General features: G+C 35.1%; 22 protein-coding genes. 2 read left to right on the top strand and 20 right to left on the bottom strand.

All coding sequences use genetic code 11. The features are described from left to right. Positions 1 to 187: 187 nt before the first annotated feature. The 19 genes from BUB12_RS07400 to BUB12_RS07310 all read right to left on the bottom strand — a co-directional run bounded on the left by BUB12_RS07400 (position 188) and on the right by BUB12_RS07310 (position 19,401). The gene (locus BUB12_RS07400) at positions 188 to 1,498 is read right to left on the bottom strand and encodes an O-antigen polymerase (protein WP_072889615.1); all 1,311 of its coding nucleotides are present in this window, start codon (positions 1,496 to 1,498) and stop codon (positions 188 to 190) included. Between the two features lie 98 nt (positions 1,499 to 1,596). After that, entirely contained in the window at positions 1,597 to 2,442 is an 846-nt protein-coding gene (locus BUB12_RS07395; RefSeq protein ID WP_072889613.1) for a glycosyltransferase, read from the bottom strand. Positions 2,443 to 2,462: 20 nt separating this feature from the next. Then, entirely contained in the window at positions 2,463 to 3,380 is a 918-nt protein-coding gene (locus tag BUB12_RS07390) for an alpha-1,2-fucosyltransferase (protein WP_072889611.1), read from the bottom strand. Between the two features lie 135 nt (positions 3,381 to 3,515). Continuing rightward, positions 3,516 to 4,685: a glycosyltransferase gene (locus BUB12_RS07385; RefSeq protein ID WP_072889609.1), complete on the bottom strand. Its 1,170-nt coding sequence runs from the start codon at positions 4,683 to 4,685 to the stop codon at positions 3,516 to 3,518. Positions 4,686 to 4,793: 108 nt separating this feature from the next. Then, on the bottom strand, positions 4,794 to 5,477 hold the full coding sequence (locus tag BUB12_RS07380) for an HAD family hydrolase (protein ID WP_072889607.1): 684 nt from the start codon (positions 5,475 to 5,477) through the stop codon (positions 4,794 to 4,796). Beyond that, on the bottom strand, positions 5,478 to 6,449 hold the full coding sequence (locus BUB12_RS07375) for an ATP-grasp domain-containing protein (RefSeq protein WP_072889605.1): 972 nt from the start codon (positions 6,447 to 6,449) through the stop codon (positions 5,478 to 5,480). It abuts the gene before it with no gap. A 30-nt stretch (positions 6,450 to 6,479) separates the two neighbouring features. After that, positions 6,480 to 7,142 (bottom strand): PIG-L deacetylase family protein, encoded by a 663-nt coding sequence (locus tag BUB12_RS07370; protein ID WP_072889603.1) that lies wholly within the window; start codon positions 7,140 to 7,142, stop codon positions 6,480 to 6,482. A 37-nt stretch (positions 7,143 to 7,179) separates the two neighbouring features. After that, a complete protein-coding gene (locus BUB12_RS07365; protein ID WP_072889601.1) occupies positions 7,180 to 7,827 on the bottom strand; it encodes a sugar transferase in 648 nt (215 codons plus the stop codon). Positions 7,828 to 7,851: 24 nt separating this feature from the next. Then, entirely contained in the window at positions 7,852 to 8,835 is a 984-nt protein-coding gene (locus BUB12_RS07360) for a UDP-3-O-(3-hydroxymyristoyl)glucosamine N-acyltransferase (RefSeq protein WP_084063259.1), read from the bottom strand. A gap of 21 nt (positions 8,836 to 8,856) precedes the next feature. Beyond that, entirely contained in the window at positions 8,857 to 9,966 is a 1,110-nt protein-coding gene (locus tag BUB12_RS07355; protein WP_072889703.1) for a DegT/DnrJ/EryC1/StrS family aminotransferase, read from the bottom strand. A gap of 448 nt (positions 9,967 to 10,414) precedes the next feature. Then, entirely contained in the window at positions 10,415 to 10,774 is a 360-nt protein-coding gene (locus BUB12_RS07350) for a type II secretion system protein (RefSeq protein WP_072889597.1), read from the bottom strand. A gap of 281 nt (positions 10,775 to 11,055) precedes the next feature. Then, positions 11,056 to 11,937 (bottom strand): UTP--glucose-1-phosphate uridylyltransferase GalU, encoded by an 882-nt coding sequence (gene galU / locus BUB12_RS07345; protein ID WP_072889596.1) that lies wholly within the window; start codon positions 11,935 to 11,937, stop codon positions 11,056 to 11,058. A 258-nt stretch (positions 11,938 to 12,195) separates the two neighbouring features. Next, on the bottom strand, positions 12,196 to 14,031 hold the full coding sequence (locus BUB12_RS07340; protein WP_072889594.1) for a polysaccharide biosynthesis protein: 1,836 nt from the start codon (positions 14,029 to 14,031) through the stop codon (positions 12,196 to 12,198). A gap of 179 nt (positions 14,032 to 14,210) precedes the next feature. Next, a complete protein-coding gene (locus tag BUB12_RS07335; protein ID WP_072889593.1) occupies positions 14,211 to 14,885 on the bottom strand; it encodes a response regulator transcription factor in 675 nt (224 codons plus the stop codon). A 61-nt stretch (positions 14,886 to 14,946) separates the two neighbouring features. After that, the gene (locus tag BUB12_RS07330; RefSeq protein ID WP_072889591.1) at positions 14,947 to 15,711 is read right to left on the bottom strand and encodes a tyrosine-protein phosphatase; all 765 of its coding nucleotides are present in this window, start codon (positions 15,709 to 15,711) and stop codon (positions 14,947 to 14,949) included. Between the two features lie 365 nt (positions 15,712 to 16,076). Then, positions 16,077 to 16,853 (bottom strand): tyrosine-protein phosphatase, encoded by a 777-nt coding sequence (locus tag BUB12_RS07325; protein WP_072889589.1) that lies wholly within the window; start codon positions 16,851 to 16,853, stop codon positions 16,077 to 16,079. Between the two features lie 148 nt (positions 16,854 to 17,001). Continuing rightward, on the bottom strand, positions 17,002 to 17,697 hold the full coding sequence (locus BUB12_RS07320; protein WP_072889587.1) for a CpsD/CapB family tyrosine-protein kinase: 696 nt from the start codon (positions 17,695 to 17,697) through the stop codon (positions 17,002 to 17,004). Between the two features lie 2 nt (positions 17,698 to 17,699). Continuing rightward, a complete protein-coding gene (locus tag BUB12_RS07315) occupies positions 17,700 to 18,434 on the bottom strand; it encodes a YveK family protein (RefSeq protein WP_072889585.1) in 735 nt (244 codons plus the stop codon). 304 nt (positions 18,435 to 18,738) lie between these two features. Further along, positions 18,739 to 19,401, bottom strand: coding sequence for a CAP domain-containing protein (locus BUB12_RS07310; RefSeq protein WP_234982607.1), 663 nt, complete (start codon positions 19,399 to 19,401; stop codon positions 18,739 to 18,741). An 801-nt stretch (positions 19,402 to 20,202) separates the two neighbouring features. On the opposite strand from BUB12_RS07310, the gene BUB12_RS07300 reads away from it, so the two are divergent. Both BUB12_RS07300 and BUB12_RS07295 read left to right on the top strand, forming a co-directional pair. Continuing rightward, the gene (locus tag BUB12_RS07300) at positions 20,203 to 21,006 is read left to right on the top strand and encodes a zinc ribbon domain-containing protein (RefSeq protein WP_072889579.1); all 804 of its coding nucleotides are present in this window, start codon (positions 20,203 to 20,205) and stop codon (positions 21,004 to 21,006) included. A gap of 53 nt (positions 21,007 to 21,059) precedes the next feature. After that, positions 21,060 to 23,147 carry a zinc ribbon domain-containing protein gene (locus BUB12_RS07295; protein WP_072889577.1) on the top strand — a complete coding sequence of 696 codons (2,088 nt, stop codon included), beginning with the start codon at positions 21,060 to 21,062 and terminating at the stop codon, positions 23,145 to 23,147. Positions 23,148 to 23,233: 86 nt separating this feature from the next. On the opposite strand, the gene BUB12_RS07290 is transcribed toward BUB12_RS07295, so the two are convergent. Beyond that, complete coding sequence (locus BUB12_RS07290) at positions 23,234 to 23,569, bottom strand: hypothetical protein (protein ID WP_072889575.1); 336 nt, start codon at positions 23,567 to 23,569, stop codon at positions 23,234 to 23,236. Positions 23,570 to 23,818: the final 249 nt, after the last annotated feature.

Raw genomic sequence — 23,818 nt, 5'->3', positions numbered from 1 at the left:
TAAGTATAATAAATCCTTTAATATATCTACGACCTTGATTTTTATTCTTATATTTTTCATATAGTAAATATCAACTGGTATGTTTTAGATTTTTCACAATCTTAGAATCTAACAGTTAAACAGCCTAGCCTTGTTAAGTTAATATTGTACAAGTTCGATTCTCTACTATCATGATTTCTAGTATTTATTAGTCCTTTATACGATAGACTCCTACCAACCTTTGATTATTTTTAAACATATTAGTTTTAGCTTGCTTTTTTACTCGTACTTGTATGGTTATTAGTATTATATATATAAAACAAAGAGCGAAGCTAAATTTGGAAAACTGAAAGCGAACCATAGAAGTTAATAACGATTGAGCTATTAACAAATAGATAGTAAAGTTTAATAAATTCATTCTTATCATAAAGTTCCTATAAGTTATATAGGAAATCACTCCAAAAAGAAAAGAACCAAGAAAAACTCCTATTAAACCTAAATCTATATAAAAATTATAAAACAACGTCGTAAATGCATTAAATCTAACTCCATCTCCAATTAATACAGCTTCTTCTAACTCCATATTTAATCGTTCGGCATTATTAACTAGACCCGGAAGAGGGTAACCCAGTTTTTCAAAAATAATAAAACCTGGTCGTATAAACCCCAATAATGAAGAAAACCCGTAAGTGTAGATATTTATATTATCAATTACATCTAATCTGTAACTAAGATGTGAAATTGCTCCCACAGTATACATATAGAGCGTTTCAGAAATAGAGGAACCTCTTATTGTAGTTACATAAATAATAAAAGCAATACTAATAAAGAATGTCAGATAAAAAGTAGCTTTAGTTCTAAGTTTATACCTAAACTTTCTCTTCCCTTTAAAAATTAATAATGTTAAACAAAAATTAATTAGTAAATAAAGTAATATAAATCTACCACCGTCTGTTAACACATTCAGCATAACTAGGCTGATGGTTAATAACATAATTTTTATATTTCTTTGAGGACCAAAGAAGTAATATGCCGAAATTGGTATCATAAGCATTGTGACAGGCTTTGTAATATATGCATATAAAATATTTATAATACCTGAATCAAATCTACCCATCCCCATAATATATCTGATATCACTTATTGAATATCCTTGAATCATAAGTGTTATGGAACTAATAGAAGTAATAACTAATACTGATAAAGAGATTAGTATTAGAATTTTTAATATGAAATTCCATTCCTTTTCTATATAAATATCCGAACTATAGTTTACACTTTTGACAGGTTTTATAAATCTAAAAAAGTAATATCCCCCAAAGTAAGATATTAATCCAATAAATATAATTAAAAATGTATAATATGAGGTTCCAGTAAGGCCGAACAATTCAAACTGTGCAAAGAAAAGAATAATTGCCCATAAAGCACTAAACAGAATAATAGGGCTATAGATTTTCTTCTCTGTAATCCCTCCAATTATAAGTATTACTAAGCATGTTAAAAATAATAGAAAGGCCATAACTTACTCCTTTTAGTCAAAGTTTCATTAGAGTAATATTTATTTTATTCATGACTGATTTTATAGGTTTGTTATACATAGCATTCGTAAAATTAATATTAATATTTACCTATATACTTCCCCATTTTCCCATTAATAAAGTCTTTAAAGGATTCCATTATCATCCTGATTTTTTTTGCTTTATCCTCTTCTATAAAAATAATTTGCAATAAATGTTTACTTGCTGCAAGAATCAATTTACTTAACCTGTAAAAAGTAATATTTTGCTTTTTAAAATAAAAATACAATCTATTCCTGAACATATAATAATGCCTAAGCGGATTATGTGTAGAGTAGTTTTTTAAAATACCCTTCTTTTGCTCCCCAAGACTTTGATATAGATAAACACCCTTTAACTGTATAATGTAATAATTTAATTTCTGTAATAATATGCAATAATCATAATCCAATCTATCAATAAAATAATTTTCATCAAATCCACTTGTTTTCTTATATACATCTAAATTTACAGCACTTCCAGATGTAATTGTCCATTCAATATATTCAAACCCTCTTTCAAAAAGCGGCTGTTCTTTCACTCTGTTATGATCATAAATAATTGCAGGTGCTACAATACCAACTTTTTCCATATCATTATTTTTAATAAATTCTTGTATGGAAAACAAGCTTTCATTACTTATGATACTATCTTGATCCATTGTAATAATAAAGTTGTAACCATGATTAATTGCATTTTTACAAATATTGTTTAATGCAACTGATAGACCATCATTACTAGCATTAAAATAATAATGAATTCCGGGAGTATTAAAATACTCTTCATGACTTGTTTCCGGAGTATTATCATACACATATACATCACTAAATGTCTTCGAAAAGTTTATTACCCTATTTACCTCAGTAATACTTGGATAATATAAAACAACTCCTATACTTATTTTCATCAATATAACCTCATCTAATTTTAATTATCAATTAGTACCATTTGACCAGAATACAGGCCCGTATCTTTAGTTTTTTTATTTCTATACCAGAATGTTGGTGCAACTACAATTTTATTTTTGTTTTGAGATAGATAGGCTCCCCACCATGAAAAACTACTGTTCGCAATAACAAAATGGTTAGATAAAGACATTAAATATAGTGATTCGTAGCCAGAACAGCCTTCGATATATGTTACGTTGTCAGTAAAACCAAAGGATTTCTTTACAGTTTCTATCTCATCCGAATATATATATATATCAGCGTTTGGAATTTTATTTTGTATATATTCTATTCCTTTTTTATAGTATTTTATAGAACATAATGGCCACCCTAGCTTTTTATAATCATCACCACATCGGATGCTAACAGCAATCGAATTAGTACTACTATTTATTTGATTTTTAAATTCGTTCGCTTTCTTACTCAACTTTGGTTTAAGCCTCAACTCCTTTACTATTTCAGAACGCACAGTATCAACATACTTTTTGTCTTGATAATAACCAAATACATAAACATTTTTTTTATCCGGAATGGTAGATAACCCCATATAGTCATTCCCATTGTATAAGAAGCCAAACTTAAAAAAAGGTAAGTTTAATAACTTATTATTTTTTTTAAACACTTCTCTATTTATATAAAATAATACTTGATATAACTTTCTAGTACATGTATAAATAATATTACCTAAATTCGAAATATCACTTGTTTTAAAATTACCTACGTATGAGTTTAGTGAAAAAAACGATAAATCAAAACTACGTAATTTAAACTTCTTATAACCTCTTAAATCAAGGAGAATTTTCGCATTTTTATTTCTTTCTTGAATAGCACGTGCATAAGCGTAAATAAAAAGTTGATTCCCTAATCCGCCTCGCATTCTTACGATAATATTTTTCATATAATCCACCTGCGTACTTTCTATCTTTATCTCTGATTATTTTTTTCTAGTACCTCCCGAAAATGATACGCTAACTCAAATCTATATGCTAAAAAATAACGTTTCAAGTTTAAATATTGATATTGGTACTAAATACTACCTAGTGCTTTCAGCTTTTTCCCAAAATGGTTTGGCTTTCCCTGTTAAAATATTTCGTACTCCAACCCATTGAGCGAATACTGTTACACAATAATAATAAATTAAGGTTATATATTTATTACTAGTTTTTGTTATTAGTTTGATTATAGCAAGACCATAAAACAATATCTGACTAATAAACATTAATGCATAGAACCAAGAACCTGTTACAAGAAAAGCATTAGATAATAACAAGATAAAGTGTGAAAACCAAAGTAAATATCTACTTGTTCTGTGGCCTAAGTAAAAAAAGGTGAACCACTTATACTTAAATACATTGAGAATCTTAAGATCTGGAAGAATGTGGTTTAAAATCAACCTATTCATACGTACCTTTCTGCCAAATTCATCTTCTACTACTTCGCCAGCCTTCTCATATACTTTTGCATCATGGTTTGCTATCGCTCTTTTACCCTGCAGCGCATAAAATAAAGGCATTGCAGTATCATGACTTTGAATTGGATTAAATTCATAATATTCTTTAGTCCTACACGCGTATAAGGCTCCATTACCTGCTGTAATGGTTTGAATTCTCCCTTCTATTTCACGTATAGCAACATCACTATCCCAATAACTTGATTGAGCACCACTTATATCACTAGCCTCTTTATTTACGAAAGATAATCTACCAGTAACATATGCAATATCGTCAGCTGAAAAAGCTGCCATAAGCTCTTTAACTGAATCTTTGTCCATCATAGAATTGGCATCAGTCATGACTATAAAATCCGTTGTAACGGTTCTGCTCGCTTCATTCTGTGCATTGGTCTTTCCTTTACGAGCCTTAACTTCATAAAGTCGAATATTTAAATGTTTATTTTCATTAATAAATTCTGTTACGATATCATTTGTTTTATCAGTACTATTATCAGAGGTAATCAAAAACTCTATTTTGTGTTGAGGATAATCTAGTTTTATAATATTATTAAGTTTTCCTAATATCACTTTTTCTTCATTATGAGCAACAACCATAACAGTTACTGTAGGTTGATGAGAATAATCTTTTTTAAGCTCTCGATTCTTCTTATATAATCTACCAATTATCTTTATAGATATTGGGTATCCAACCATTGCCCAAATAATGATAAATGCACTTATAAAAAATAGGATCTTATACAGCACTTCCATGTATTTTCTCCTTGTCTAAGATATTTCTATAAACTAAAATTAACGGTTTTTTAGAATTAGAGACTTTTAATCGCTTCAATTTCACTAGTCTAAATTAGACTAATTAATCTATTCTCCAGTAATACTAAGTAAATTTAAATTTAACAATGATTTAATCCTATGATTCTCTTTTACACTCTCATAGTAAGGAGCGTTCATATATATAGAATTACTTCGTACTATTCTTATACTTTTAATAGGAAGTATCTTACTAATATAGAAGTCTTTATTTGGGTTATCTCCAATATAAATCATCTCAGAAAATTCAACATTAAACTTTTCCCTCATCTTTTCAAAGGCAAAAGGATGTGGTTTCCAGTACTCTCTTCCAAGTTCATCTGTTACAATAATCTCCTCAATATAATCACTTGCATTAACAGCCTGTAATTTTTGACGTTGAGATTCAGCATAGCCATCAGTAATAATACCAGTTTTTATATTTTCCTTTTTTAACTTCTCTAAACAAGGTAATACATCATTATAAAAATGTATATCAGGAAAATGTTTTCTATACTCTTCTACAAGTTCCACAATGTCTTCTTCCACACAGACAATTCCTAATCTATCCAGTAGCCTATTAAAAACATTTTTTGAACTGATGTTTAGTAATTCTAGTAATAATTGGTATAAAGTCTCCGCATCTTTACTAAATCTTTTACTAAGAACTTTTGAAATATGACGATATCCACTTTCAATATATTCTTTTTCTGATATTAACGTATCATCTAAATCAAATATTACCGCTTTAATCATTTATACTAATTCCTTACTCATGGTTAAAAATACTGCTTCATCATACCTTAAACCTAAAAAGTCATCTGCATAATCTTCGTTATATTCTAATCTTTCCCCTAAGAGTATTTTGTACAAATGCTTCGGTGAATCTGCCCCTGCCTTAATACTTATAGGAGCTCCACCACCAAATCTTGGATTTATCTCAATAAATTTAATGCCATCCTTAGTCTTCATACACTGGATTGTTATATGTCCCATGGGCTTAAGAACTTCCAATAACTTTTTGACTTCCCTTATTATCTCTTTATCTTTTTTAACAATCCCTTTTGCAACTTCCCCTCCTCTTGTAGCAAGTCTTAATCGAGGAACTATTGTAATAGGATTTGAGTAAAAATCTGTAAATACATCTACAGTGTATTCTTCACCTTCAATAAACTCCTGGACTATAGGGTTCGGAACATATCCCAAGAAGAATTGTAGTTCATTCTCATTATTAACTTTAAATGTATTCATACTTGAACTGCCATTAAGCGGCTTAATAAATAGAGGGAAATCATAGTTTTTATTCACCAAAGCATCATTGTCTATCAATCTAGGAACACCAAAGTTATTTTCAGAGAAGAAACGCTGTGTATTAAATTTATCTCTACAAACTTCTATAACTTTCTTATCTGAAATATGAACTACGGCATCTGTCCTTGATTGTATAAATTCTTTACTTTCTGCAAGTTTATATAACTCTGTATCTATTGTTGGTACTATCAAATCTATATTTTCTTTATTACAAATGTCAATTATATCTGAGATATAATTATTTTCATTAATTTTTGAGATTAAAAAATACTTATCAGCATGATATAAAGCCGGGGCCGTATTATCTATATCAACCGCAATTACATTTCCCTTAAGGCCTAAGCTATCTCTGGCTTCTTTAAAATATTTTATAAGTTCTACTCGCCTACCAGCACTCGTAATAAGTACATTTATCATGTTTTTTCCTCCAATACTTCAGGTGACTTTTTATACAAGCCTTCTTATAGTCATAAACGCTTCTGCATTATTAAGGCCCATGTTAGCACCTCTATACTTAGATAGATTTTCCAAAGACTGCAATGATCTAGGGTGTGGAAATGAATAAACCTGAGATTTAAAAACGGACATCGCTGATTTCTTAATATCGATAAATTGTGTAATATCTACCCATGTATTTGGTATAAACGCATTGGTTGTATTTGGCGCATCCCACTCTGTTTCAGACAAAGTCTCATAACAATAGATCTCCTTAACCTTAGATCCTCCAATTGGCCTTAGAGCGACCATACTTGCATCAAATACAATTTTATGATCAAGGTGAATATCCCCTCTATGTGGTAAATAAACAATATCGGGTTTCGTACTTTCTAAAACTTTAATTATCGCTGCGTTTAATTTGTATTTAGGAACCTCTTCTAGTAGTACAGCAGGGAAGTCTAAGAAAAAAGTATTTTCAACTTCTAATAATTTATGGGCTTCAATGGCTTCATTTCTAACCTGTTTTACTGATTCTTCATTAAACATTGGAGCCATTCCCTTAGTAACGATACAAATATAAACATTGTCACCATTTGCTTTATGTTTTGCTATAGTACCCCCAACACCAAGAACCTCATCATCCGGATGTGGTGCAATAACTAATATATTCATTACATTCACCTCTTAAATTATTATCACTTTCGCATAGTTAATTTGCTTTATCACGATTATCTTTTGATCCAAAGAATTCATCTCTAGTTGCATGACCCGTTTTGCTTATCCCATCTCTTTTAAAAACCGTATAAAAAGTTAAGAAAAATATCTTAAAATCTAATAGTAAGGACCAGTTATCTATATACCAAACATCCATCTTAAACTTCTTTTCCCAATCAACATTATTCCTACCATTAACTGCAGTCCAACTTGTCATACCTGGTCTCATTTCATGGCGACGCATCTGTTCTTGTGTATACCTTGGTAAATATCTTACAAGGAGTGCCCTAGGTCCTATAAGACTCATATCTCCTTTTAGCACATTGATAAATTGTGGTAATTCATCTAAGCTTGTACTACGTAGAAACTTCCCCCACTTTTTCAAACGAAACTCATCAGGTAAAAGATTACCGTCTGAATCTGCTTCACTTGTCATCGTTCGAAATTTTAAGCAAATAAATGGTTTTCCATTAAGTCCTGCACGTTCTTGTTTAAAAAGTACTTTTTCATTAGTATTTATCTTTATATAAAGAACAACGATTAAATAAATTGGTGAGCAAATCGTTAATGCAAATAATGCTGCACATATATCTAGCAATCTCTTAATAAATAATTGAAAACTACGCTTCCTATTCCCTGACATGTTCACTCATCCTCATTTTAAAACTTATTTATAGTATGGATGGCCACGACCAAATTTTCTCTCTGTATATTCCGTTTCACCCAATAACTCATTTTTATAATCAATAAATTGAAGTAGACGTTCCAATACCTCTGCGCCTTCGTTTATCATAGTAGTACCAGCAGGAACTGATTTATGAATTCTTGCTGATAACCCTATAACTACACCATCACCAATGCTAATTTTATGGGTTATAGTACAATTGGGAGAAATCCATACGTCTTTACCAATTTTGGTACTTCCAGCTATAGTAGTACCTGCCCCTACTACAGTTTTTTCACCAATGGTCACATTATGGGCAACATGTGCATGGTCCATCATTTTAACTTGATCATTTATTAATGTTGGCTCTATTGCACCAGAATCCACTGTCGAAAGTGCACCTAATTCGACCTTGTCATGGATTACAACTCCCCCAAGTTGGGGTACTTTTATAAAATTGTCTTCTTCATCTTTCTCAAAACTAAAACCAGGTGTTCCAATCACGCTATTTTCTTTTATAAGACAATCTGAACCAATCTTTGTATTTCTTCTTATACGTGTCCCTGAACGAATAACAGTATTAGAACCTATAATCACATCATGATCAATAAAACAAAAAGGCTCAATTATAGTATTTTCACCTATTATTACATTTTCTCCAATCAGAGCTCCATTTACATTTGAATAGTTTCTATTCCTACTGTTTTTTTCATCATATTCTGCTAACAGTGAATAAATTTTTGCAAAATGTAGTCTTGGATTATCTGTTAATATAAAATTGTGTATTTTATATAAATCATCTGATATACTCATTCCATTTTCAGCAACAACACAACATCCCTTTACATTATTTAAATTCTCCAATAAGCCTTCATAATCTTTTTGGATAAAGACTAATGAACTATTCTTAGGATTTGATATAGTCGATACACTATTAACTTGATATTCTGTACTAGGTATCGTAATAAATTGTTTGAATAATACCAAAATATAATCCTCCTAAAATCACTAAAATAAACCCTTAATAGTCTCCACAACTCTTTCTAAGTCCTCATCTGTCATCTTCGTATCAGATGGCAAACAAACACCATTCTCAAACAAAATCTCTGCTACATCTGTACCCACAAAATCATATTTCTCAAAAAATGGCTGCAAATGCATTGGCTTCCAAACAGGCCTGGACTCGATATTCTCTTTCTCAAGAGCCTCCATAACATCAATTGGTCTAACCTTTCCAGTTAAAACCATTGAGCTTAACCAATAATTAGGTTCATCCCACTTATTACTAGGCATGAACTCAACACCCTCAAGTTCACCAAGTTCTCTCTTATAGAATTCATAAATGTAGTTCTTTTGGGCAACTCTTTGATCTAACACTTTAAGCTGCCCTCTACCAATCCCTGCAACCACATTGCTCATTCGATAATTAAACCCTAATTCGCTATGTTGATAATGCCTTGCTTGATCTCGGGATTGAGTGGCCCAAAATCTCGCCTTAGCAATTCTCTCTTCATTATTAGAAACAAGCATTCCACCCCCAGAAGTTGTGATAATCTTGTTCCCATTAAAAGAGAAGATGCCATAGTCACCGAAAGTTCCAGTATGCTTACCTTTATAGTAAGTACCCAGCGACTCAGCAGCATCTTCTATAACCGCTACGTTATGTTTCTTACAAATCTCCATGATTTTGTCCATATCTGCAGACAAACCATATAGATGAACGACCAATACCGCCTTTACTTCTGGATACTTTTCAAAAGCTTTTTCCAATGCTTTTGGGCTCATATTCCAAGTTTCGTAATCACTATCGATAAATATAGGAATAGCATTTTGGTAGATGATTGGATTTGCAGTAGCAGAGAAAGTAAGTGTTGGACAGAATACAATATCCCCTTCTCCAACTCCTGCCGCTTTAAGCGCTAGATGAATAGCAGCTGTTCCTGAAGACAGTGCTGCAGCAGCTTTAGAACCAACCTTCTCAGCAAGCTCTCTTTCAAATCCATTTACGTTTTCACCAAGGGGAGCAATCCAATTTGTATCAAAAGCTTCCTTAACATATTGCATTTCATAACCTTCATCACTCATATGTGGTGAAGAGAGGAATATTCTTTCCTTCACTTTTGTCGAATTCATCTTCTAGACTTCCTTCCCATGTTAAGTTAATATTTTAGTAGATTAGGACTTACTTGGAATCCCCAGAACTATTCCAACCAACTACTAAACCACTAAATATCTGATAGCCACCTCGTAACATCTATTCAATCTACCTAACAAATACGAAATAGACATTTACTGTTTTAGCACTTCAAACCGAGTTTCTTCCTATTATATAAACCATTCAATCAATCTATAATTCTCGCTAAAAACGCCTCAATCCCTTATCCCGCAAGGTTTCTAGCACTCAATCTAACTACGATACTCAGTTCCCATCTAACATTCAATCATACTTACTTTCTTATAGGCCGTAAGGCCATCATAAACTCTCCTTTAAGCATCAAAACCAAAAATCATGGGAAACCGAAGTAAAAACCGCAACCCAATACTCTTCCCACAAACTCAATAAAACCTACAAGAAAGGCACTTCATCATTATCCTCAGAATCATCATGCTCTACATCAGAATGGATACTACATAAAACATCTCCACCATCATAACTAATAACACCATGTTCCGGACAAATATCTTCAGTGAATTCACCGAAAAAATCCCTGAACAAAAACTCCTCATGATCCACACCTTCAAAATGCAAGTGCATTTCATAAGACCTTTCTAATTCACTAAGATTGGCAATACAAACATCTTTCTTCGTATTATCAATAATATCCGATACTGAAAGTATCGCAATTAAAGTAATAATACTTAATATAACTAACACAGTTAACAACTCTACCATAGTATAGCCATCCATACCATGCTTTTCTTTCACCTATATATCACCTCCTTAGCAAACAATAAATTAATCAAAGCCACAACTGTTTGACTAAGGAGATAATAATTAACACAGGGCATCTAACCCCACCTCACGCCACACCACTGACAACTAAGTGTCTAAGGTACTATTTCAACCCACAGCACAGCCGAGTACCTCCATTGCTAAGGATAAGGAGACATCACCCATAACCAGCTTCGTAAGAAGCAAAATCTTTTTTTAATACAATGCAAGAACCGCAAGGTTCCCAAAATCACTTCTCTATTTTAAGGTAAGAGCTAAACCCCAACCCTACTCTTCTCAACCAACTCAACCAAATACTTCCACAACTCTTCATTAATCTCTTCATTATCAAGAGCCATTTCAATATTCGTCTTCACAAACCCTAACTTCTCACCAACATCATATCGCTTACCCTCAAAATCATAAGCAAAAACCTTCTGCAACTCATTCAACATCTGAATCGCATCCGTCAACTGGATTTCTCCACCAGCACCAACTTGTTGCTTATCAAGGAAATCGAAGATTTCCGGAGTAAACACATAACGTCCCATAATCGCCAAATTAGAAGGAGCTGTACCTTGCTTAGGCTTCTCGACAAATTGACTAACTTGATAACGTCTACCCTCAACAGTAACTGGATCTACAATCCCATAACGATGAGTCTCTTCTTGTGGCACTTGCTGCACACCAACAATCGAGGACTGCGTCTCTTCAAACTGTTGAATCAACTGTCTCAAACTAGGTGTTTCAGCCTGTACAATATCATCACCCAAAAGCACAGCAAAGGGCTCGTCACCAATAAACTTACGAGCACACCAAACAGCATGACCTAACCCCTTAGGATCTTTCTGACGAATATAATGAATATCAACAGACGAAGGCTGTTTCACCTTCTCCAACATCTCAAACTTCTCTTTTTTAACAAGATTATCTTCTAACTCAAAATTGTGATCAAAATGATCCTCAATCGCACGTTTACCCTTACCAGTAACAATAATAATATCCTCAATACCAGACTCAATCGCTTCCTCAATAATATATTGAATCGTCGGCTTATCTACAATAGGAAGCATCTCTTTAGGCATCGCCTTCGTAGCAGGCAAAAACCTAGTCCCCAAACCAGCCGCAGGAATAATCGCCTTCTTAACAGTTCTCATAAAAAACATCCCCCATTTTCCATTTCCTTGATTTTGAATGTGAGTGTGAGATACTAATCTATTACAATTCCTTATGGTTGATTGTAGTGGAGGACAGTTGACTCCTGTGGGAACAGCACGTGTCTGAAGACCCCGGAGCGATGGTTTTCCGCGAGGAGGCTGAAGCCGTGCCCACGGAAAGCAACTGTCCGTAACGAAAATCAACTTAGCAGTTACATAGACAACTACACACCCAAATAAAAATTTGTTACTTAAGTATCAGGATCCCTTCGCCATAACCTCACGCTCAGCATAAACAATATCCATCAACACATTCTTCAACTCCACATTATCCAACCGATCAAACGTACCAATCATCTCATCCAACACAGCCGTATCCACATCAAGCGTCTTCCCAATATAGATTTTTTCATACACAGCCTCCGGATGAATCTCTTTCTCATTCAACAATTCCTCATACATCTTCTCACCAGGACGAATTCCACTAAACTCAATCGGAATCTCCTCTTCTGTATAACCTGATAGTTTAATAAGGTTCCTAGCCAAATCAACAATCTTCACAGGCTCACCCATATCAAGAACAAAGATTTCTCCACCTCTAGCAAGCGTACCAGCCTGAATCACAAGCCTTGATGCTTCTGGAATCGTCATAAAGTAACGCGTCATCTCAGGATGTGTCACCGTCACCGGCCCACCACGTTCAATCTGTTTTTTGAATAACGGAATGACACTACCACGACTCCCTAACACATTCCCAAACCGAACAGCAACAAACTTCGTCTTACTACGCTTCGCTAACGCTTGTACAACCATCTCCGCAACACGCTTCGTCGCACCCATTACGTTCGTAGGGTTGACAGCCTTATCCGTCGACACAAGTACAAACGTACTTACTCCAAACGTATCCGCAGCTTCTGCCACATTTCGTGTACCAATGACATTGTTCTTCACTGCTTCGTGCGGATTATATTCCATCAAAGGCACATGCTTATGTGCTGCCGCATGATAAATAATCGTTGGCTGATGCTCTTCCACAATTCCAAAGACACGATCATGGTCCTGGACATCACCAATTACCGGCACAATCTCGATATCGGTTTGTCCATATTTTTCCCGAAGTTCCATATCAATCGTATAAATACTGAACTCCCCATGACCAACTAGGACAATTTTCTTAGGAGTAAATCGCATCAACTGACGGCAAATCTCAGAACCTATCGAACCACCAGCACCAGTAACCATCACCGTATTTCCAGTTACATACTCAGATATTTTATCAATATCCAGTTCCACCGGCTCACGACCAAGAACATCTTCTACCTCAACATTTTTCAAGTTACTAACCGAAACCTTCCCAGACATCAAATCCTCGATCTTCGGTATCATTTGCACCTTCGCATTCGTTTCATTACACTTCGTCACAATATCATTCAGTTCCCCATTTTTTAATGAAGGAATTGCAATGACGACGTGTTCGATGTTTTGGCTTTTCACAAGAAAACCGATATCTTGTACACTACCTAATACAGGAACACCATAGATTTCCATCTTCTGTTTGCTAATGTCATCATCCACAAACGCAACAGGTAGCAACTCATTATCTTCTTCATTGCTATGATGCAATTGACGAGCAATCATCGAACCAGCTGCACCAGCACCAACAATTAAGGTACGCTTTTTATTTTTTACATTCACAATATAACGATCGCGAAATACCCTCCATACAAAACGTGACCCACCGATTAAAATAATGTGAAGCAACCAAGTAACAACCAACGCACGATGATAGACCGAAAAGTCATTCGCTAAATACTGTACGATCCCAGCTGCTATTATTGATAATGTAATAGCCTTAACAATGGCCAATAATTCTCCGACACTAGCATATGCCCACATCTTGTTATAAAGCTTATAGATAAATGCAAATAAATGATGAAAGAGTAATAGAGATATGGAGCTTATAAATAAGATTGGAAGATTAAAGGTATCTAAATTCATACCAGGATAAACAATCCAAGAGGCAGCGAAAATCGCAAAGGTTACGATGAATGAATCGAGTAGGATCAATAAGAATAATCTTCGTTTATAGGTCATGGTGTTCACTCCTTTCATAGTTTATGTAGCTCTGTTTACATTTTTAGTTTAGTAGTTTTTTCCTCACAAAAATGACGTGCTAGAATATCATACTATAGACCTAGTCACATCATAAAGTGACTTTCGACAAGAAAAGTCACTTTTCACATTGTGTTTTTCAGGAAAGTTTGGAAAGTTATCTAATACTCATAATCAGCGAATGCTAAAATGTCTTGCAAATAAGCAATCACTTGTCTTCTATTATGCAAGTCTAGTTTCATATAGAGATCACTAATATAATTTTTAATCGTGCCTTCACGCAATTGGAAATGTTTTGCCAGTTGCGTATTCGTTTTTCCATCCAATAACAACATCGAGATTTCTAATTCTCGTTTCGTTAACTTAATACCACGGTTCTCCAACCGGATTGCTAAAATCTGTATTGGATCTTTCGTCAGTTCACGAATCCGTCCTACTAATACAGAAGCGACCTCTCCTGATAAGACCATTTGCCCACGATACGCATCCCGGATTGCTTGTTCCAAATTATCAGGATAAAGCTCTTTAATTAAGAAACCATCCGCACCAACATCAATCCCACGAATCACTAATCCTTCTACCGCTTGTGTCGTTAAAAACACGACTTTCGTATCAGGGAACTTCCTTTTAATTTGAGCTGTTGCTCGTATTCCATCGAGGTTCGGCATATGAATATCCATTAATACAACATCTGGATTCTTCTCTTCTACTACACGAACCGCTTCCTCACCGTCTTCTGCAGTTCCAATGACTTCCATATCCTCTAGATCATTAAGTAATGACTTAACACCAGCACGAAATAATCGTTGATCATCAACGAGTAATATTTTAATCATCTCACTCATCCTTTTATAATTGTTAGAGTTGCTACAGTCGGTAAGGCAAGGACCATTGTTTTTAAAACAGTCCTAAGATCTTCTTCTTTTTAATCGGCTCTGGTTCAAAACGATTGACCATTTGTCCGTCGACTAGAAGTTGTGCATTCTCCATAAATAGATAAAACAACTCAGCCCCGTGTTCTTTTTGTAACACACCAAATGCTTCCTGCATCACAAATCCACGTGAGGTCGTATTATGAGCATCCGAAGCGAGAAAATGAGTTAAATTTGCATCAATTAATTGATGCGAGAACTTTTGAATTTTCTTACCGAACTTCCCTATAAGACTTGCAGCGGTTACTTGCGTTAACGCACCCTTTTGCACGAATTCAAAAAGCATAGAAGGATGTTCTAACAACCTGCTATTTCGCTCAGGGTGAACGATAATTGGCTTATACCCTGCAACTTGCAAATTAAATAGCATCTGTTTCGCATAACGTGGTACCGAACTAGACGGAAACTCAACAAATACATAATCCGTTCCATTCAACGTGTCCATGATGCCAGACTCAAGTTCCTCAATCATCTCGCCATGAATTCGTGTTTCTTGCCCACTCAAGACAGTTAGTGGTATACCTTCTTTTTTAAGTTGTTCATTTAATACTTTCGTATGCAACTGAATATCATTTTTATAATTGTCAAATGAACCATTTCGATGATGAGGTGTTGCAATAATCGTATCAATTCCTTCTCTTACTGCTTCTCTTGCCATTTCAAGGCTATCTTCAAGGGTTTTCGCACCATCATCAATCCCTGGTAAAATATGACTGTGTATATCGATCATTTTTTATCACTTCCTATTAATCTAGTAAGCAATTATACCAAATTATGACACCATATTACAACAAGTATCGTTTATTGTAGAATTAAATCAATCATTTTTCTTTCGTAGGTCAAATTACCCATGAACACTCTATGAATAGAATACCAAGAAACGAGCCAAAATGAAAGGTGAAATATTATCCTTTTATGTAAATGAAAATGCTAGATATATCAGAATTAACAGAAGGAAATTTATATGTTTTATCGGGGAAGATTGGAGGATTATCGGGAAAAGAATAGTTTTATCGGGAAAACTACTGGGTATATCAGTGAATAATACAACTTTATCGGTTTTTCCACTGAATAAAAAAACCAGACCTCATCAGTCTAGTTTCGGCTAAAGATTTTCCATATTTTTTTGGATTCAAAATAAATCGGTTCTTTTTTTGAAATTGGCATTCCCTCAAGAATCGCTTCATTATTTGATTTCAACTGATATGTCACGACATCACCAAATTCTTTATTAATTAGGCGAAGGGCATCCTTCATGAAAAAACCATTTCTACTAGGCCGTGTTGCATCTGTCCCAAGAAAATGAATGAGATTACGTTCCAGTAGGTCTAGTGATAATTTCTGAATCTTTTTACCGTTCTTTCCAGCAATACTTCCCGTATTCACTTGAGTTAATGCCCCACTTTTCACTAGATAATATAGCACATTGGGCTTCTCCATCAACTCCTGATTGAGTTCAGGTTGAGCGATGACTGGGGTGTAGCCTTTGATTTGTATATCAAAAAATAATTTCTCTATATATTGTGGGACATGGCTGTTCGGCAATTTTATTAATACATATTGACTTTTATGGTTCAGTGGAAGTAAATCTCCATTTTCTAAATCTGTACTTATCTCTCCATAGACATGTATCAATTGACCTGGATAGACCTTTACCGGTACATTCATTTCATATAGCTTATTATCCAATAATGAAACGGCTTCAAAGATTTGATCTGGATTCACTAAGCTTTCTCCAGAAATATAACTCGGTGTCAATATAATCTTATCAATCCCCTCACTCATTGCCTTATGGACCATCGCGATGCTTTCATCCTCTGTTCGCGCTCCATTATCAAATCCTGGCAAAATATGACTATGTATATCGATCATCGGCCATCCCTCCATAAAATGTTAGTCAATTCAAAATTATATTTCTATTCTACCAAACATTTCATTTTGGGTAAAGAGACCTAAAATAATAGTACTCTCAATAGTATACAAATAAAAAAGTTGTGCTAGGATTAGCACAACTTTTTACTTAAGCTCCATAATAATAGTAATGGTTAGATTCTTTCTTATCTCTATCATTTAATACCGTACCAAGTAATTTTGCTTTAGCAGGCTTGATTAAATCAATCGCTTTATTTACCGCCTCATATTCTGCATGCTTACTACGAACCACTAGGATTGCCCCGTCACAATGGTTTGCAAGGATTTGTGCATCGGTAACCGCTATTACTGGTGGTGTATCAATTAGTACAATATCATAGTTTCCTTTTACTAGATCAAGGAATTTCTTCATTTTATTGGAACCTAATAATTCTGATGGATTCGGAGGAATTGGGCCACTAGAAATAACATCTAGACCTGGTACTCCACCATCATTAACAGCCTCAGCCACTGACATATCGCCAACCAAAATATTACTAAGTCCATTTATATTGTCAATTCGAAACGTATAGTGGACAGCTGGTTTACGTAAATCTGCATCTACAAGTAATACTTTTTTCCCTTGTTGTGCATAGACTACTGCTAGATTAGAGATAGTTGACGTTTTCCCCTCACCAGGACCTGCTGATGTTACAAGAATCGTCTGTAATTTCTCATCAACAGAGGAAAACTCAATATTGGTACGCAATGTACGGTATTGTTCTGCAATGACTGATTTCGGACTTAGTTTAGCAATTAAGTTTCTTACATTACTAATCGTTTTTTGCTTCTTTCTTCTAGCCATTATTAAGCTCCCCTCTGTCTTCTTTTATTCATTTCTGGTTTCATCGAACGCATATCTGAATCATCCATATGACTAATGACACCAAGTACAGGTACACCGAATTTCTTCGTGATGTCATCTTCTGTTTTAATCGTTGTATCCATGTACTCAAGCAAGAATGCAATTCCGACTCCCACCATCGCTCCTAGAACAAGAGCAATCGCAATGTTTAATGCAGGTTTTGGATTAACCGGAGAAGGATTAGCAGATGTTACAGCTGGAGATAACACTTGTACATTATCCACATTCATTAATGATGATATTTCTTCTTGGAAGATTTGTACCGTTGTATTCGCAATATCTGTTGCTAATTGTGGATCTGGATCTGTTACCGTAACATTCACAACCTGTGATGAATCAGGGCTAGAAACTTGTAGCTTCCCACTTAATACCCCATTTGAATATGGTAAGTCCAATTCTTCTAAAACTATATCTAATATACGTGGACTTTTAATTATATGGTTATACGTATTGATTAACTCTACATTAGTACGAATGTCACCTGATGTAATCTGTGCATTCGGATCAGCTTGCTTTTGGTTTACAATAAATTGCGAACTAGATTCATAGGTCGGCGTAATAAATCCATAAGTTAAAATAGCACTAAGAGCTGCCGCACCTACCATCAACGCAATAATCATTAAAAAGCGTTTCTTCAATACATCAAATATTTCCTTTAGGGAAATCGTTTCCTCCATGACTGAACCTCCATTAGTCTATTAAAATTGTCAAGTAATTAAAAACACCTAAAAAAGATTATAACACAATTGTATCACGCAAAGGAAAGATTTTTGTGAAATACACTCGAAATTTGACGAAAAGAGATGGTAATATTACCGGAATATGACAGGAATTGTATGCAAATTCTATTATACAACTTATTAATTACTAGAAAAGAGGGAATTAATGGATGAGATGGTAGGAGAGTAAGTTTCATATTTCTCTAGGACTCCCCTAAAGAAGTACTGGGGTAGTCCTGGAGAAATGAATTTAAAGAGTGCATTACTTCGCCCTGAACATCTGTGTCGCATAATGCCCATTTGGTACATGTCCCACTCCAATATGAGTGAAGTTCTCATTTAATATATTTTCCCGATGTGGTGGACTATCCATCCAACCTTGTACCAAGCGTTTTGCAGTTGGGTAACCATACGCAATATTCTCCCCGGCATACGTATAATGAAGGCCAAACTCCGTCATCATCTCAAAAGGAGAACCATACGTTGGACTTTGATGAGCAAAGTAATCAAGAGTTTGCATATCCTTTGACTTAAACCAAGCCACTCTACTTAACTCATGATCTAGCTTAAGCTCTGGTAACCCCGCATCCTTCCTTGCTTGATTCGTATACTTCACAACTTCTTTTTCAAAAGAAGTCACCCCAGGATAGGAAGAGTTATCAGGTGAATCTGATTTATTTTCCTTTGGTTCTTGTGATTGAGTTTCTTTTTGTTTCTGGTCTTCGTTATTTTGTTGGGATTCTTGTTTTGCTTTTTGTTGCTCTTGTTCTTCTTGACGTTTTTCCTCTTCAAGACGTACCCTTTCTTCTTCTTTCCGTCTCTCTGCTTCTTTTCTTTTTTCTTCGGCTAGACGTTTTTCTTCCTCTTCTTGTTTTATTTGCTCGTCCCGTTCTTTAATGAATTGAACATCTTGTTCAGCATTCAATTTTAGATTGATAGATTTATGAGAATGCGTGGAAAACTCAATTTCGGCGGTGGTGGTAAAAAGATCATTACTATTTGCAAATAGAAATCCACTTGTGAGTAGGACTATGATGCTTGATATTAATATGGCAATACTAGTTTTTTTCATTTGAATACCCCATTTTCTATGTTAACCGACATAGTAATACAATGTTTTAATTTATACTTCCCTATTATATAGGATTGTTTTTAAATTCAATAGTAGAAAAATGTGGGATTGTGGTGGAGTTGGGGAGCGTGGGGACCTTGGGAGCGAATTTCGTGTTGTGGTGAGCGCGGGGACCTGAGGGGCGAGCGAATTTTATGCTGTGGCGAGCGCGGAGACCTGAGGGGCGAGCGAATTTCGTGTTGTGGCGAGCGTGGATGCCTGGGGGGCGAGCGAGTTTTATGCTTTGGCGAGCGCGGGGACCTGGGGGGCGAGCGAATTTCACTCTGTGGCGAGCGTGGAGATCTGGGGAGCGAGTTTTATGGCGTGGCGAGCGTGGATGCCTGGGGGGCGAGCGAGTTTCTTGCCGTGGCGAGCGCGAATACCCCAGGGGCGAGCGTATTCCACTCTGTGGCGAGCACGGAAGACCTGGGGAGCGAAGCATGTTTTAATGATCTAAAATAAAATATCTTGAAAATTTTGCCACTTTATGTAACATTTTGTATAGGTAATTAATCTTATAATAAATTTTAAGGGAGGTGCTTTTGGATTAGGTCAACAGAACTAAATCTGATTTTTGCCTAAAAATACTCATAAAAGAGAGGAATGTATAGATCCATGATATGTACAAATTGTAACCACGAGCAGGATAGAGGAAAATTTTGTGAATCCTGTGGTACACCATTAAACAGTCAGGAAACAGTAGAACAACAAGCAAATCCTCAACACCAAGAACATCAACAAGCGGCATCAATTGAAGCACAACCAACTACAGCTAATACAACGCAGAATGCAAAAGAGGCATTAAGTAAATACGGAACTTATTTCCTAGACACATTAAAAAATCCTACAACCGTATTAAATTTAAGTGAAAAATATTTTGTAAATGGACTTATTACTATTGGAATTTATATTGTCACTTTTGGGCTAGCTATTTATTTTCTTCTGAATGGTCTATTTAAAGAGGCGACAAGTTATTGGGGCGTTGTAGATGAAAGCCTCCCTTTCTTTACTATATTCTCTAGAGTTGCATTGATAGCATTACTATTTGTTGCAATAGGTTTCTTTAGTATGTTTGTACTTACAAAATTTGCTGCAAAAAGTAATCTTTCCTTTAAACATTATATTGGACAATATGGGGGATTAGTTGTTCCATTTGCTGCTGTTAGTGTAATTGCACTCATTATAGGATTATTCGGGGCAACCTTTTTAACAGTTGGATTATTATTAATAAGTTTAGTATTTTTAACATTTATCGTACCAGCTCTATTTGCTTACGATAAAACACAAGGAATCTCCAATCAACGGGTTTATATTAGTCTTGGTTCCAGCGTTATCGCCATGATTATTTCATATTTTGTTATCCGTAACTCAGTATTGAGTTTCATAGAAGAAATAGAAGAATTAGTTCGGTTTTTCTAGCTATAAATGCCACTTATATGAAGTGGCTTTAAAAACATGGGGGGAAAATGGGAATGAATTTTTGTAAAGAATGTGGGAATAAGTTAGAGCAAGGAAAGGAAAGCTGTGAAAACTGTGGGACACCGGTCACCCAAAAGGCAGCTAATGAAGGCAAAGTAAAAACATCACAGCCTCTCACAAAAGAAAAAAAGATAAAACTATCTATTGGAATAGGTGCTGTTGCAGTACTAATCGGGTTGTTTTTATTTATATCACACCTTACTTCTCCGGAAAGATTAGTTAATCAATTTACAGAGGCCGTTGAAAAAGAGGACACGAAAAAGTTAGCAAAACTATTAAACTATCGTGATACTGATGAAGAAATTTCTGAAACTGAAATTCAAGGATTTCTTAAGTACATAAAAGAAGAGCGTGTGGCAGAACACGTTTCCACTTCATTGGATGAACAACTAGCTGCTATAGATGAAGGTGGGAATAAACTCCCTACCAATATAGAAGAAGCTATTTCTTTTGTTACATCAAGTTTCACTAGTGATTTAATCCTCTTAGAAGAAAAAGATGGATTTTTATTTTTCGATTCATATCAGTTAGCCGTTCAGCCAGTAGACGTTTACCTTAGTACGAATCTAGTGGATACAACCTTGTTTATGGCTGATGAGGAAGTAGTTACTTCTGATTCGGATGATTTTAATTATCAGATGTCCTCCATTCTACCAGGACGCTATACTTTTCGAGCCGTTAATTCAGGTGTTACAGAGTTAGAATTGGAAGAGGAATATGAAGTGTACGGGTCAGAAGAACATATCTCTCTTTATTTTGATGCAACGTATGTTTTTTTAGATATTTTAGGAAATGATGACTTAGAGAATCGCGTGTATATTAACGGGGAAGAAACAGATTTTAATGCTTTTTCCGAAGATCCCATTGGCCCTGTTCTAGCAGATGGTTCTATGTCACTTTATGTCGAGGTAGATTTTCCTTGGGGAACGATGAAATCTACGGAAGAAGTGATTGAAAGTGAATATGTATCAACCAATTTCGAAACAAACGATGAGCTGCTAGCTAGTATCGAAACGGCAGTGCAAGAGCATTTGGAACTCTATTTGGATAGTTGGGAAAAAAATGATCTCTCTCAACTTGAACATGTAGCCTCTAACCTAACTAATAATTATTCCAAGGAATTCCAGGAGCTTCACGAAGAAACAAGTGATTACCACGATAAACAATATACTGGGATTACATTAGACCCTACGTCAATTACTGTAAAATATTTGGATAATCAATTTACGTTGAGAGCTAAAATAAAAGATCATCTTTCAAAGGCAACGTATACAGAAGAATCAAATCGAAATATGCGAGGATTTATAGAAGTGTATGACTATGATTTCATCTATGGCCAAGATGGTTGGGTGGTTTTCAATAAATTAAATACCAATGGTTCTATGCAGGAAACGATGGAATTGGATGTTTCCACAGATGTTTATACGTTAAAAGGAGAATTGGAAGTACCAACAGCTTCTCTTGACACTGAAGAAGCCAAAAAGATAGCTACTACGAATTTACAACAGATTAATGAGAAGATGTACGAACTACAGGATGAATACAATATGGAATGGTTTGGGTTAAATTTATTGGATTTTGATTCGAATAATGAAGATCATGTTGATGCTCTTGAAATAACCATCGAGGAATTGTCCGACTATATTCACCCGGAGGCAGATAAAACACTCTCACAGTTATATTTGAGCGCATATTTTTGTGAATGTGACGTATTGTTTCACTATACCGAAAATGATTTGAATGTTGGCTTTGAACTAGTTGAAACTGGAGAAGAAAGCTTTGTTGCTTCATCCTTAGAGTTAGACGATGAGATTTTTCTAATTACTCCAGGTACCAACTACTGGGAATATCGATTCCATGATGGAAACTGGAAGTTATACGATGTTTCTTGGGTTAACGTCGATGAAGAACCATTTTCATTAACATTCGATGATATTAATTATAATAATGAATATGATTTTGTAGAAGAAATTACGGTTGATGGGGTCGATTATATCGTGTATCGATACGATGATATTCATTTCGTAAGAGAAAAGGAAACATCATATTTCAATCGTGAATTAATGGAAGAATATCAATAAGTTTGTAGTGGAAATCGTTTTTATTATGTTAAATTAAAACAAGGTGGGAAGTTTACATTTTTCATGTAATTTCCCACCTTGTTATTTTACAATTCCTCCATCACTTCTCCTTGCTGGTTTTCTATCGCACCTACAATCAACTCCCCATTGTGGGCGTTAATCGTGAGAATGGCTCTTTCCTCCGCTTCATTTTCCAAGTGAACATACCATTCATCAGAACCTGACTCAGATTCCTCAGCAGAAATAAATTGTGAATGCTTCACAATAGTGAACTCCTCTGGGACCATCTCCATTGCACTTTCAACAGCCTCATCCTTTGAAATCGGCTGGAATATATACATCGTACCGAATAATACGACGGATAACACTAGGACCATAATCCAAGCAGACTTATTCGACTTATCATCTTTTTTCTGTGCCATCTAAATCCCCCATTTGCGTGTCAAATCTTAGCTATTATTTTAACACATGATAGGACAAGGTGGCAGGTTGAACGTTGCTCGTGGAAGAAAAGTGAATGAAAGGCCGGTTGGTGGGGGTGGGAGTTTGCTTGAGGGTGGAGCGAGTTTGGTGTTTTGGGGAGCGTGGAAGTCGTGGGGGCGAGCGACTTTTCCTTTTGTGGAGCGAGTTCCTCCTCGGGGCGAGCGACTTTTTCTTTTGTGGAGCGAGTT

The organism is Ornithinibacillus halophilus (genome assembly GCF_900129485.1).
GTDB lineage: Bacteria > Bacillota > Bacilli > Bacillales > Amphibacillaceae > Ornithinibacillus > Ornithinibacillus halophilus.
This window is presented reverse-complemented; position numbering and strand designations above follow the sequence as displayed.